This window comes from Shewanella oneidensis MR-1 (assembly GCF_000146165.2).
GTDB classification, from domain to species: Bacteria; Pseudomonadota; Gammaproteobacteria; order Enterobacterales; family Shewanellaceae; genus Shewanella; species Shewanella oneidensis.
In genome coordinates this window covers 2,225,418-2,239,145 of the sequence record NC_004347.2, presented here as the reverse complement: position 1 = coordinate 2,239,145, position 13,728 = coordinate 2,225,418, and the positions used below count along the sequence as shown (strand labels likewise).

Sequence of the window (13,728 nt, the reverse complement as noted above, 5' to 3'; positions counted from 1 at the left end):
TTGTTCAAGATATAGCCTCTTCATATTCCTTTTGAACCCTAGTTCTTAAACTCAATTCGTAATTAGCATCACCATTAAACACATTCATCTTCCTCTTAGGGTCATCGCCATTTTCACTTATTTTTATGAACTTACTTAACAACTTTTTACCGTAACCATTTTTCTTTCCCCACATAGATGCATATGAATTTTCAAGCCTATACATATACATGCTTTCATCTTCTTCCCTTCTGATGAATGTGAGGTCAACAATGGAATGAATTGCTTTATCAAATGAACTAAATAACCAAACAGAGTCGTTGTCTTCACGACAGTATTTAAGGAGAAGTTGAATGAAAGAAATATCCCATATCGCGTTTCTGAGATCTTTATGCCCATGAGATTTGAGCATTTTTGAAATTTTCCAGCTACTAAAATAAACAGATAAAAAGTGAAACGATGGTGCTGAGAACATATATTCATCATATATCCAATCCATCAGTTCAAGCATAGTTTGATATGGAGACATTCGTTTAGAGTGAGCGAGAGATATCGCTTTTTTAATTATGACTGCATTTCTTTCAACCAAAGTTAATCTCTCTGGTAAATGGCCATCTATAAGCTCGCCTGTCTTAAACAAAGGCAGTTCATTATGACCTATACTATCTCTTTGTTTTAGAAATAAGTCTAGGTAAATATTAGGATTTAAGTTATCAGCTGAACGAAATAATGCTAGCTCATCATCTGCTTTGTCTAAACCATTTCGCTCTATATACTCGTGATAGGAATAACCTGTTTCAGATAAAATGTTTCCTGCATTTAGCACAGCTTGCAGAGCAGCTATGTTCTGGTCTAATCCCATCGGACACTTAATTTTGAGACAGTATGGTCAATAAATTAAGAGGTCTATATGAGTCTGAAAAAATCACATAAGAGTTATCCGCAGGCATTTAAAGATGAAGCCGTCTTGATGGTGCTGGAGCAAGGTTATAGCGTTGCCGATGCGGCAAAGTCTCTTGGAGTTAGCACGAGCCTGCTTTACAACTGGAAGGAAAAACACGAAGCCCTGCAACAAGGCATCACCTTAGAAGAGTCTGAGCGTGATGAGTTGAAGCGATTGCGTAGAGAAAACAAAGAATTACGCATGGAGAAAGAAATTCTAAAAAAGGCAAGCGCCTTCTTTGCGAGAGAAATGAAGTAAGATTTCGTTTCATCAAACTGCAATCTCACCTGTTTCCCATAACACTGTTATGTCGAGTAATGAGTGTCAGTAAGTCAGGCTATTACGATTGGCATAAACGCCCTGCAAACGTGATAAGCGTTGAAACACTGAAGCTTTATCGCCTTGTTCGACAGCTATTTAAGCAAAGTCGAGGCAGCTTAGGGAATCGTGAAATGGTGAAGAAATTGCGCAAGGAAGGCTACCAGGTTGGTCGCTATCTCGTTCGTAAAATTATGCACCGCCTTCGACTCAAAGCAACCCAGCGATGTGCTTACAAGGTGACGACACAGCGAAAACACTCAGATGCAGTGGCTGATAACCTGTTAAACATGAACTTTAATCCAGTATCGGCTAATCAGGTCTGGGCGGGTGACGTGACCTATTTAAAGACGGGTGAAGGCTGGATGTACTTAGCTGTGGTGATGGATTTATATTCACGCCGGATTGTGGGATGGCGCATAGACAAACGCATGACCACAGATTTGATATCCAAGGCATTAATAAAAGCCTACAACCTGCGACAACCAGCGCGAGGGCTGGTATTTCACAGTGACCGAGGCTCGCAATATACCAGTAAACAATTCGGTAGGCTGCTATCGAGCTATGGTATCCGAGCCAGCATGGGTGATGTGGGTGCGTGTTGGGATAATGCCGTTGTTGAGCGATTCTTTGGTAGCTTGAAACACGATTGGATTTTTAAAGTTGCTCAACCAACAAGGGAGTTTATGAAGCAAGATGTGACGGCTTACATCAAATATTACAACTTGGAGCGACTTCATTCTGCTAATAACGATCTGTCACCTGTAGAGTTTGAGAATTCTCAAGTAAAAGTGTCCAGTTTGGGTTGACCAGTACACTACACTCCTATAGGGCTGCTGGTTTTTCTGTTCAGAAATATCTAAACCATTAACCAAGCTGATCAAATAAGAAACTACATTCCTGTCTAGTAGGCACTTAAACTCAACACCTGGTGAATGCCAGATATCAGGGCGAGATCGTGAATATATTTTAACCGTTTTGAACCCAATTTGACGGACGGTGTCGATTATGATCTTATGCTCTCTTTTTCTTATAGAGAACATCAGAGCATGTACCTTGAAGCCTTCACGTCTCATTTCAACTCGATTGCTGACAGCCGACAATCTGCCAAAGTGACTTACCCATTGCATGATGTATTGTTCGTCACTCTGTGTGGTGTGATTGCTGGGGCCGAAGGCTGGTCAGAAATCCATGACTATGCTGCCGGACATCATACCTGGTTTAAAGAAAAGGGAATTCTGACCGAAGGTGTCCCTGTCGATGACACCATTGCACGTATTATCTCTCGTATCGAACCGGAACAGTTTCGACTGTGCTTCGCCAATTGGATGCGAGCCGTCCATGAGATGAGTGATGGTCATCTTATTGCTATCGATGGTAAAACGCTTCGTGCCTCATACAATCGTGAAGATCGGCGCTCAACCATTCATATGGTCAATGCGTTTGCCTGTGCCAATAAAGTGGTGCTGGGACAAGTAAAAACTGCAAATAAATCCAATGAGATAACTGCAATCCCAGCGCTGCTCCAGTTGTTAGATATAGAAGGAGCACTGGTATCAATCGACGCCATGGGTTGCCAGACAGAGATTGCAAGGCAGATAGTCGAGCAAGGAGGTGACTACTTACTTGCTGTGAAGGTGAATCAAAGTTCCTTGCATGAGGCCGTGGTCAGTGCTTTCAGTGAAGCGCGCAGTAATCCTCTTGATGGACTCGTTATTGAGAAAAATAGAGGTCGTATCGAGGCAAGAGCCTACTATGTAATACCTGCAAACCAGCTCCAAGATAATTTTCCTAAGTGGATGAAATTGAACACATTAGGTATGTGTTTGAGTTATCGGCATACGAAAGGGAAAGAGGCAGAACTGACCTACCGTTACTATATCAGTTCAGCCACACTCGATGAGCAGCTGTTAGCCAATTCAGTTCGTGGGCATTGGGGTATTGAGAACAGCTTACACTGGGTGCTAGATGTCTCAATGAAAGAAGATAGTTGCCAGATTTACCAACATCATGGGGCAGAAAATTGGGCCATGCTTAGGCACATATCACTGAATATGCTTAGGGCTGAACCTTCTAAAGGAAGCATTCCAGCGAAACAGAAAAGAGCTTGGATGAAACCTGAATATTTAGAATCGGTTCTATTAGCAGGGTTGCAGCTGGACGAATTTTAAACACTCATGCGGTTGCCCTGCGTATATATCTAAATTCCCACGTTTTCCCTGCTGTGCGCACATAGAGATAGAGATTGCCACCTTCTGACTATCGATAGGGCTTTGCTTCCGCTTTAGCATTGAGCACCGCTTTTGCAGTCAGCTTATTTGTACTCCTTCCCATACCGTTTTACCCTCTCATATTAAACCCAAAAGTAATGCTTGATTTTCGCATCATTTTTTACTCGAAAATCAAGCATTACTTATCACTGAATAAATTCAGACAAATTAGGATATTGCCAAATTAAATCTGGGCCATAAAATCGAGAAAATCAAGTAAAAAAACGGCATAAAAAAAGGGTGTTTTTGAAGCCAAAAGTAATGCCAAAATTTACCAAATTTCCTTGGCATTACTTTTGGCATTACTAAAAATTTCGGATGCAGTAGGATGTCATCAAACAATATAGGATGATAAGTTATTGATTTTAATAAAATACAGGTAAGAAAAAAGACGCCCTAGGACGTCTTTAAACTTGAATTTGGCGGTGAGAGAGGGAGTCGAACCCTCGATACGTTTCCGTATACACACTTTCCAGGCGTGCTCCTTCGGCCACTCGGACATCTCACCAGATTGTTGTCATTAGCTTTATCGTGTTAATGAACACGGTTAACCGAATCAAATAACGCCTAACGTGTAAGCTTTCATCGTTAACGGAGCGGTACTGTACGCAAAAGCCTTTGGGTGGTCAAGTAAAAAAGAATCGATTTCAGGCGGTTGCACAATTGCTAGACAAACCGGCCTATGCCATCGCACTAAAATTAGCCAAAACACTATTTTACGGTAAATTTATGCACTTCTTTAGCGATGAGTTCACAACGATTAGTGCTTTGGGAATAGGTTTATGCTGGGGGCTAGAAACCGCTGGGCTGAGGGGCTTTATCTGCGAAATATATGGTTAACATTCAGTTGGCTTAACTGTTTTGCGTTAGGCAATGGGCTTGTATTACCGACAGGTCGTCTACAGTATTCATCAAATCTTGCTTTAAGTGCTTGGTAACGAGGAGTTGATTGATGCCAATCCTGCATCTCACTTTGGATGAGGATACAAATGGCTTCAGAGTCTTGTTTCTCCAAAGCCCAAAGCGAGGAGGAATATAAGCAGAGCAAGCTCTTTTAACCCTACAACCCAACGCTTAAAAAATAGCGGGGAAAGCTTTCTCACCTTTATGCATCCATTCATGCTTATACGACTCCATGGTGTAATCATCTCTAACGACTGCTTATAACTAATTGAATATAAAACATTAAAACAGTACTTGATATAACCAAACTCTCTAAGCAGTCAAGTTCTGCCCGAGACTTATAATACGCATGAACTTCTCAAGATAAAAATCTATTGAAATCACCGTTTCTGCGCCGCATTTTTTCAAGCTTGGCTTACACTCTAAATGAATGAAATAAACTCTCACTTAATTAAATTAGGCTATTGGATAGGGCATTTCGCAAAATGAAGCCTCAACTTAACCAATAAGCAGTGACCATGGTGCTTGCCTATGAGTCTTGAAGAATCGTTAGAACAATTAAAACGTCAGTACTTACATGCCTTGCCAGATAAAAAGAAACAAATCATTACCTTGTGGGTCTCTCTGCGGAAAAACTGGCAAAGCTATATGCTGTCAGCTGTTTATCGGGAGGTACACAATTTAAAAGGTTCCAGTGAAACCTTTGGCTTGACTGAGACCAAAGATATCGTCGATAAACTGGAGCTGCAGCTAAAAAACTTACTGGATGCTCCCGCACCAACCCTAAACCTGATTAAGGGCTTAGATACGCTGTTCCATCAGTTACTCCAAAATAATCAACACTATTTGCCAGCGGCCCCCGTGGTTGAAGCGCAAATGCAACAAAATCCCTACAACCCCTCAAAGGCTCGCCACGAATACTGTATTGCCATTATCGAAGATGACAACAATGTCGGGGCAATGATCACGAAACAGCTACACGAGTTTGGCTTTAATGTGCAACATTTCTTAAATTTTACCGATTTTATCAAGGTGCAATATGCCAGCCCATTCGACTTAATTTTATTAGATCTTATCTTGCCCGATTATACTGAAGATGCGTTATTTGAAGCGGCCTGCGAATTTGAGAAAAACAATACTCGAGTATTTGTACTGTCTTCCCGTAGCGATTTTGATATGCGTTTACTGGCCATTCGCGCCAATGTCAGTGAATATTTTGTCAAACCTGCAGAAACGACCCTATTGGTCCGTAAAATTCATCAATGGCTTAAAATGTCCGATAAGCCTCCCCTTAAAGTACTGTTAGTCGATGATCAACAATCTATGGTGGACTATTTTTCGAGCTTGTTACGTAGCCATGGCTTAATGGTCAGAGGCATGACAAAACCCGAGCAAGTCATACCTACCCTTGAGCAATTTGAACCAGATTTATTTATCTTTGACCTCTATATGCCGGGGGTGAATGGGTTAGAACTGGCAAGAATGATCCGTCAGCTTGATAAATATACTTCAAGCCCTATTTTGGTGTTGAGCTCCGATGACACCATGCAGAATAAAGTCAGCATTATTCAGGCGGGTTCTGATGATCTTATTTCGAAACAAACAGCACCCAGTTTATTTGTCACCCAAGTGATTTCCCGCGCGCAACGTGGCCATGATATTCGCAGTTCCGCCAGCCGAGACAGTTTAACGGGCTTGTTAAATCACACTCAAATTCTGGTTGCTGCTCGTCATTGTATTAATTTAGCTAAGCGAGCGAATTCTAGTGTGTGCATTGCAATGCTTGACTTAGATCACTTTAAACAAGTGAATGATACTTATGGACACTCCGGAGGTGACAAAGTCCTATTAGCCTTTGCGCACCTGTTACAACAGTCCCTACGCGCTGCCGATTTTATGGGACGTTATGGTGGAGAAGAATTTATGCTGGTGATACCAGATATGCCCGCACCACTGGTCATTGCCAAAGTGAATGCGATTCGCGAGAGCTTTAGTAATATTGTGTTTGTTGAAGAAGGTGCTGAATTTAAAGTCACATTGAGTGGAGGTTTGGCATTTTCAACCGAATGTCATGAATTCCAAGAGTGTTTATTATTGGCAGATAAAAATCTGTATGAAGCCAAACGAACTGGACGAAACCGCATAATCAATACCTTAGTCAAATAGCACAACCATATATCCAAATACACTTTTTTCGTTAATCGCGGTTTACGGATGCCAAATATTGGAGCAGTTTATCCCCTAATTGGGGGAGTTCTACCACATGGTGAATAGCACCACGTTTAATTGCCTCCTTGGGCATGCCAAATACCACACAACTCTGTTCACCCTGGGCAAAGGTTTTTCCTCCTTGCATATCAATCGCTTCTATACCATCGGCACCATCTTTTCCCATGCCAGTTAAGATCACTGCCGTCGCATTTTCACCAGCATATTGAGCCACTGAATGAAATAACACATCCACCGATGGCCTGTGCCCACTGACTTTGTCACCTTGACTAAGCTTTGCTTTGAAACTTCCTCCGACTTTGATGATTTCAAGGTGTTGATCTCCTGGCGCGACGTAGGCATAACAGGGTAATAACCGCTCCCCTTCTTCTGCTTGCTTTACATTAAAGCGAGTGAGTTTGTTTAGCCGATCCGCAAACGTGCAGGTAAACCCAGCGGGCATATGTTGGGTGATCACAATGGGCGGCATGACTGCAGGGAACTGTTTTAAAAGCGCTAAAATCGCCTCAGTGCCACCTGTGGAAGCCCCAATAGCCACTAGCTGGGTATTTACAGTTCGCTGACTTAAGGCTGGCTTGATACTTGATTTAACGGGTGTAGAAGCTGATGGCAGTGCTTTAAGCAGCTTTGCCTTTGCCGCAGATTTAATTTTTTCAAGGATTAAATCCTGATATTCATTAAATCCCTGTGGCGAGTCCAGCTTAGGCTTGGGAATAAAATCCACGGCACCTAACGCTAACGCGTTGAACGTCGCGTCCGCGCCCTCTTCCGTTAAGGCCGAAATCATCACCACTGCCGTCGGTCTTGCTTTCATTAATCGATCTAAAAAAGTGAGTCCATCGACCTTTGGCATTTCAATATCCAAGGTGATGACATCGGGGCGAAATTGATTAACCATATCCTTGGCCATATAAGCATCTGCCGCCATCCCAACAAGGGATAACTCAGGATCGGACTCGATCATCTTACCCAATAAACTGCGGATTAATGTGGAATCGTCTACCACTAAGACCTTTATTGCCATTTGCTATTCACCAAAAAGTTCTACATCTCCACCGCTTGGGAGATTTTTGATCCGTAAGCGGTACTCACTTTCTCTATCCATGATGGTGCTATTATGTATAGTCTTGATTTTCCTTACTTTCACTAATCCCGTTTCAGGAAAAAAATATACTTTTCGTGGATATATATCGAGTAAGTCCGCAGCGATCACTGGTATTTGCTCCATCTGTAAATAATCCAGTACAAACTCAGCATTACGTTCTCCAATGTTCTGAACAGTTAACCCCCTTAATACATTTCCGCCACCGAATACTTTTGCCTCTAAAGCATTCCTACGCGCCCCCAATTTGAGAACGTGGTTAATCAGTAATTCCATTGCAAACACCCCATAACGCGCTGACTCGGTCATCATATTGGGTGCAGTAACATTATCATTAGGCAATAAAAAATGATTCATTCCACCAATTTTCAAGACGGGATCATAGAGGCATACCGCCACACAAGAACCTAACACTGTGACTATCATAGTATTTTCACGAGTAGCAAAATACTCGCCTGGTAAAATTTTAACCGCGGAGCGCTCAAAGTGACGATCGTAATACCGATTTGGCTCATTAAGCGCAAACTCAAGACTTGGTTTTACCACTAGCATTCCTTTTTGTTGGCTTATAGGTCGTTCGTCCGCACGCTGTCACTATGTCGGGGAACATAGCAAAGTTTTCAGAATGTCCTGCGATATAAAGCCCTGTGGGAGTCAAGGTCGACATCATATGTTTGAGGATGACTTCCTGTGTCACTCTGTCAAAATAAATCATGACATTACGGCAGAAAATTACATCAATAGGCGTTGAAATAGGCCAAGACTCATCGAGCAAATTTATCCGAGTAAATTGCAACATTTGCCTCAGCTCAGGTATAACACGCACATTACCTTGCTGAGCGCCAATCCCTCTATGGAAAAAGCGTTTTTTACGTATATCACTTACGGCACTGAGTCTATCTATTGGATAAATTCCCTTTTCAGCCTTACTCAGAACGACTGAGTCAATATCAGAGGCAATAATTTCTATTGGGGTTTGAAACGTACCAAAGTGTTCAGCAACTGACATTGCAATCGAATAGGGTTCCTCACCGGTACTACTTGCAGCACACCAAATGCGTCGTGTTTGAGGGTGTGTCTGCAAATATTGTTTGAGAATATCGAAATGATGGTGTTCCCGAAAAAACGCCGTTTGATTTGTCGTCAGCGCATTAATAAACTCCTGATGCTCGCTTTCGCACTCTGCCAAATAGGTAAAGTATTCGCTAAATCCAGCTAATTTTAACTGACGGATCCGCCGGACTAATCGGCTGTAAACCAAAGCATCCTTGCTGTCGGCTAACTTTATCCCCGCTAAACGATAAAGGATCGTTCGCGCATGATTAAAATGTGCTGGAGTATAATTAAATTCTCGTTCCATCGATTTAAGTTTACTCAATCAAAATTCTTCCCATTCATCTTGATCTGCTTTATTCAGCTTAGGCGTCATCGCTTTAGGTTTGGGGGTTACCCGCGCTAATGTCGGTATTTTTTGGGGTATTTTTTTAAGCTCTGTAGTATGTCGAGCTGATCTCGTTTCCTCATCCACTTTGAAATTTGCCACACTATCTGCCAGTTGCTGTGCTTGAGATTGCATACTTTCAGCGGCCGCAGCAGCTTCTTCAACAAGAGCCGCATTCTGCTGTGTCATTTCATCCATTTGTACGACGGCTTTACCAATCTCATCGATACCAATCGCTTGCTCATTAGACGCGGAGGCAATTTCCGCCATAATGTCGTTTACTCGCTTGATTGCAATGACAATTTCCTTCATGGTATCGCCGGATTTTCCAACCAAATTATTACCACTATCAATTTTACTGACTGAATCAGAGATCAATGCCTTGATATCTTTCGCGGCATTTGCAGAACGTTGAGCCAAGCTTCGCACTTCTGAAGCCACTACCGCAAAACCGCGCCCCTGCTCACCTGCTCTTGCAGCCTCAACCGCTGCATTAAGCGCTAATATATTGGTTTGGAAAGCAATACCATCAATCACACCTATAATATCTGCAATTTTTCGTGCCGATTCATTAATAGATGCCATGGTTTGCACAACCTGTTGGATAAGCTCGCCCCCGTCTTCAGCCACATCCGCCGCTTTCGACGCTAACGCATTGGCTTGGCTTGCATTATCGGCATTTAATTTCACGGTTCCCGTTAACTCTTCCATGCTTGCGGAAGTTTCTTCGAGACTGGAGGCTTGCTCCTCAGTACGACTGGAGAGGTCAGCATTGCCTTGGGCGATTTCTGAAGATGCAGTGTTGATGGTGTCAGCCGCTTTTTGAATATCTCTTATCATGTAGGAAAGCTTTTCAGCGGTTTGATTTGAATAGTTTTTCAAATCGTTGAAGGTACCTTCATACTCGTTATAGATACGAGTTGTCAGATCCCCTTCGGCCATGGCCATTAGCACTCGAGCGACATCCTGTAGCCCCCGATCCGAGGTCTCAATCAGTGAATTGAGGCTATTGGCAAGCATCAAGAAAAAGCCCTGTTTACCATGACTATCAACACGCTGGGAAAAATCACCCGCTGCTGCCGCTGCCACAATCCGCGCAATCTCTTGCTCAACTTGGACTTCTTCAGTTCGGTCGAGCCATTCAACAACCGAGCCTAATCGCTCACCAGACGTTAAGATAATAGGGCTGGCGGTTAAACGAAAATGACAACTGGCCACTTGGATCTGCGACTCATATTTGCGATCGAGTTTGTCAAGCAAGCTGGCTTGATGCGCTGGATTGCGATGGAAAATATCCATGGAACTGCCGAGGATTTTGTCCACCGAAAAATGGGGTAAAACCTGGCGAATTTCACTTTCGGAGCGGCGTAACATGGCTTCTACCGAGCGATTCATATAAATAATGGTTCGATTGGCATCAGCAATCATCACGTTGGTACTGGTATTGTTTAGTGCTTCTAATATCCGCTGCGTTGCCCGCTCGGCATCAATGCTTTCAGTACGGTCAATCCACTCAACTCCAGTGCCCAAATGTTTATTATCACGTGAAATAATCGGCGTTAAAATTAATTTAAAAATACGCTTACCAATACTTATTTGTGCCGTGTGGGATTGCGTCAATCTTTCTAACATATTGCGCTGATGGGCAGGATTCACATGGAAGATATCGATATTACTGCCAATAACCCTAGCAACCGAAAATTGGGGTAACTGTTTACGGATATCTGCCTCAGCCTCTGACAACATATTCAGTACGGCCTTATTGGCATAAATGATATTACGATCGCTATCGGCAATCATAAAATTATTACGACTATTATCGAGCAACTGGAAATAACGTTGACGCTCTTCATCTTGGTGTTGGCGCTCTTCGGTATTACCGAATATATCTAAGATACCCATAGTGTTTACTCCTGCTCAGAAAGACTGTTTGTATCCATTAGCCCCAAGTCATCACTGCTGATAAGAGCTTGAATATTGACTAAAATAACCATTTTTTCATCGACGGTTGCGAGCCCTTTGAGGTAACGGCTATCAAAGGCGGCGCCAAATTCCGGTGCAGGTAAAATGGCCTCACTCGACAGTTTAATCACATCAGAAACGGCATCGACCACAATGCCGACAATGCGGTCACAAACATTGAGCATGATCACTATCGTGAACTCATCATAAGTGACGGTACCAACGTTAAATTTCATTCGTAAATCGACAATGGGTACGATGTCGCCACGCAGATTAAGCACCCCTTTAATAAAACTGGGGGCATTAGCAATTTTAGTGACAGGCTCGTAACCTCTTATTTCTTTTACCGACATAATATCCAATGCATAGTGTTCTTCACCCAGCACAAAACTTAGAAACTCGACTTCATCATGGGCGCTAAATTCGGGTTTAGGGGCTAGCGATGCGCGACTGTCCATTAGCATATCCTCAGTTAATTCTTAATTTGCTGTGCCAGTGATTCCACATCGAGAATTAAAGCGACACTACCATCACCCATGATGGTGGCTCCTGAGACACCAGGGATCCGACGATAATGTTTTTCAAGACTTTTAATCACAACTTGCTGTTGACCAACCAATGCATCAACACACAATCCAAAACGCTTATTATTGCTTTCAAGGAGCACCACAATGCCCTCTTCGGGACACTTAGCGAAAGGGGTAATTTCCATCAATTGATGTAGGTTTAATAGAGGTAAATATTCTTCCCTGACGCGGATTAAACGTTCTTGAGCTAAGTACTTTAACTGTTCAGTATGTGGTTGTATTGATTCAATAATATGAACTAGCGGTAAAATATAGATTTGCTTACCGACACTCACACTCATACCATCAACAATGGCTAAAGTCAGTGGCAATTGGATTTCGAAAGTGGCGCCCTGACCCGCCACAGAATCGATATCGATGCGCCCCCCCAGAGCTTCAATATTCCTACGCACCACATCCATACCGACGCCTCGGCCAGAAACATCGGTAATTTCCTTCGCGGTTGAAAACCCAGCAGCAAAAATCAATTGCCAAATCTGTTTATCCGGCATGTTATCCGTGACTGACATATTATTTTCGCGGGCTTTTTGTAGGATCTTCTCACGATGTAAACCAGCGCCATCATCATGTACCGCAATAACAATGTTACCTCCCCGCTGACTTGCCCGAAGTGATAATTGAGCAATCTCTGCTTTGCCCAACAAGCGCCTTACTTCAGGTTTTTCAATGCCATGATCTAAACTATTGCGCACAAGGTGAGTGAGCGGATCAACCAACTTTTCAATCATGCCCTTGTCGATTTCCGTGTTGCCACCTTCAATCACTAGGTTGACATTTTTACCAAGCTGATCGGATAAATCCCTGACTAATCGATGGAATCGATTAAATACAAAAGATACTGGCAACATACGGACCGACATTACGGCCTCTTGCATCTCCCGCGTGTTTCGCTCAAGTTCCACCAATGCCGTCTTCAGTCTTTCTCCCAATTCGCCAGATATCTCATTACCAATCAGCGTCAACATCGATTGGGTGATCACCAACTCACCGGCAAGATTCACTAAAGTATCGATTTTGGACGTTTCCACTCTTAAAGTGGCATCTTGAGTAGACGTGTTACCTTTTTTCGTTGCCGCTGTTGGAGTCGATTTTGTACCTGAAGCCACAGATTTATTTAACACTGGGCTAGGGTCAACGGGATCTGCTGGCGCAACTTTTGTAGACTCTGCAGTATTGCCTGTATAGCGAGGTATTTTAGGAACTGATGGACTATTAACAGGCTTAGAAAGGGGCTCAATTGCGGCTATCGCCTTGTTAGCTTGAATATGCACCAACGCATTGATTTCACTGTCAACACTTTCGGGAGTAAGGGATTCAAAGAAGCCAAAACCGAGGTCATCATCAGGCTCAGTGTTTGTGACTAGCTGACTATCCAAAAGCGTTTTATTAATATCTTCAACACTGATTTCTTTAGCGGTAAAGGCTTCATCAAAAAAGCCAAAATCTTGATTCTCAATCGCTAAGGTTAACTCAACATCATCTTCAAAGAAGCCAAAACCGATATCATCCTGATGACTCGCATCAGAAACAACCACCGCAGTTTGTGTTATTTCTGTTTTAGTGGGTGTAGCGGGAATGGCTTCGGGACTCGTGGTCAAAAAGGGATCGCCATTTAATGCTGCTACTAGCTGATTTTTTGCAAATTCAACTTGTTGCCAATCAATAGGTTCCTCTTCACGATACAGGCTAAGAATATGTGATAGGGTATCAACCGTCTTCAAGAGTAAATCAATGATCCCAGAAGATAACTCAAATGTCCCCTTTCTAACTTTATCGAGCAGGTTTTCCATCACATGGGTCACACTGGATAAGGCTGTAAAGCCAAAAATACCGCTCCCCCCCTTAATGGAATGCGCCGCACGAAAAATGGTGTTTAATTCTTCAGGATCTGGCGACTGAAGATTGATAGCAATGAGCAGTTGTTCCATGTTTTCGAGATGCTCATGGCTTTCTTCAAAAAAGACCTGATGGAACTCAGCCATATTAATGGACAT

The 13,728-nt window shown here is 42.8% G+C and carries 10 protein-coding genes and 1 tRNA gene; 3 read left to right on the top strand and 8 right to left on the bottom strand.

Going from position 1 to position 13,728, the window contains the following annotated elements; genetic code table 11:
- Positions 1 to 4: 4 nt before the first annotated feature.
- Positions 5 to 841, bottom strand: coding sequence for a hypothetical protein (locus tag SO_RS09810; protein ID WP_164925687.1), 837 nt, complete (start codon positions 839 to 841; stop codon positions 5 to 7).
- 48 nt (positions 842 to 889) lie between these two features.
- Between SO_RS09810 and SO_RS09805 the strand changes: the two genes are divergently transcribed.
- Positions 890 to 2,049 (top strand): IS3-like element ISSod1 family transposase gene (locus SO_RS09805; protein WP_141135407.1). Its coding sequence is split into 2 segments (ribosomal slippage): positions 890 to 1,139 and positions 1,139 to 2,049, totalling 1,161 coding nucleotides; the frame shifts between segments, so codons are not numbered across the junction.
- 240 nt (positions 2,050 to 2,289) lie between these two features.
- Positions 2,290 to 3,411 (top strand): ISAs1-like element ISSod22 family transposase, encoded by a 1,122-nt coding sequence (locus SO_RS09800; protein ID WP_011072192.1) that lies wholly within the window; start codon positions 2,290 to 2,292, stop codon positions 3,409 to 3,411.
- 519 nt (positions 3,412 to 3,930) lie between these two features.
- Here SO_RS09800 and SO_RS09795 read toward each other — a convergent pair.
- A tRNA-Ser gene (locus tag SO_RS09795) sits at positions 3,931 to 4,018 on the bottom strand.
- Positions 4,019 to 4,944: 926 nt separating this feature from the next.
- Here SO_RS09795 and SO_RS09790 point away from each other — a divergent pair.
- On the top strand, positions 4,945 to 6,579 hold the full coding sequence (locus SO_RS09790) for a diguanylate cyclase (RefSeq protein ID WP_011072190.1): 1,635 nt from the start codon (positions 4,945 to 4,947) through the stop codon (positions 6,577 to 6,579).
- Between the two features lie 31 nt (positions 6,580 to 6,610).
- Here SO_RS09790 and SO_RS09785 read toward each other — a convergent pair whose 3' ends face one another.
- Genes SO_RS09785 through SO_RS09760 form a run of 6 tightly spaced genes read right to left on the bottom strand, consistent with a single transcriptional unit; the run spans position 6,611 to position 13,728 of the window.
- Entirely contained in the window at positions 6,611 to 7,666 is a 1,056-nt protein-coding gene (locus SO_RS09785; protein WP_011072189.1) for a protein-glutamate methylesterase/protein-glutamine glutaminase, read from the bottom strand.
- A 3-nt stretch (positions 7,667 to 7,669) separates the two neighbouring features.
- The gene (cheD, locus tag SO_RS09780; protein ID WP_011072188.1) at positions 7,670 to 8,290 is read right to left on the bottom strand and encodes a chemoreceptor glutamine deamidase CheD; all 621 of its coding nucleotides are present in this window, start codon (positions 8,288 to 8,290) and stop codon (positions 7,670 to 7,672) included.
- Positions 8,271 to 9,122, bottom strand: a complete 852-nt coding sequence (locus SO_RS09775; protein WP_164925686.1) for a CheR family methyltransferase — start codon at positions 9,120 to 9,122, stop codon at positions 8,271 to 8,273. The genes cheD and SO_RS09775 overlap by 20 nt, the downstream gene beginning before the upstream one ends.
- Positions 9,123 to 11,087: a methyl-accepting chemotaxis protein gene (locus tag SO_RS09770; RefSeq protein WP_011072186.1), complete on the bottom strand. Its 1,965-nt coding sequence runs from the start codon at positions 11,085 to 11,087 to the stop codon at positions 9,123 to 9,125. It abuts the gene before it with no gap.
- A gap of 5 nt (positions 11,088 to 11,092) precedes the next feature.
- The gene (locus tag SO_RS09765) at positions 11,093 to 11,605 is read right to left on the bottom strand and encodes a chemotaxis protein CheW (protein WP_011072185.1); all 513 of its coding nucleotides are present in this window, start codon (positions 11,603 to 11,605) and stop codon (positions 11,093 to 11,095) included.
- 14 nt (positions 11,606 to 11,619) lie between these two features.
- A complete protein-coding gene (locus tag SO_RS09760; protein WP_011072184.1) occupies positions 11,620 to 13,728 on the bottom strand; it encodes a chemotaxis protein CheA in 2,109 nt (702 codons plus the stop codon).

Excerpts from the sequence above, each read along its gene's own strand:
- SO_RS09765 (WP_011072185.1), bottom strand. The coding sequence starts at position 11,605 with ATGGACAGTCGCGCATCGCTAGCCCCTAAACCCGAATTTAGCGCCCAT.
- SO_RS09810 (WP_164925687.1), bottom strand. The coding sequence starts at position 841 with ATGGGATTAGACCAGAACATAGCTGCTCTGCAAGCTGTGCTAAATGCA.
- SO_RS09770 (WP_011072186.1), bottom strand. The coding sequence starts at position 11,087 with ATGGGTATCTTAGATATATTCGGTAATACCGAAGAGCGCCAACACCAA.
- SO_RS09790 (WP_011072190.1), top strand. The coding sequence starts at position 4,945 with ATGAGTCTTGAAGAATCGTTAGAACAATTAAAACGTCAGTACTTACAT.
- SO_RS09760 (WP_011072184.1), bottom strand. The coding sequence starts at position 13,728 with ATGTCCATTAATATGGCTGAGTTCCATCAGGTCTTTTTTGAAGAAAGC.
- SO_RS09800 (WP_011072192.1), top strand. The coding sequence starts at position 2,290 with ATGTACCTTGAAGCCTTCACGTCTCATTTCAACTCGATTGCTGACAGC.
- SO_RS09785 (WP_011072189.1), bottom strand. The coding sequence starts at position 7,666 with ATGGCAATAAAGGTCTTAGTGGTAGACGATTCCACATTAATCCGCAGT.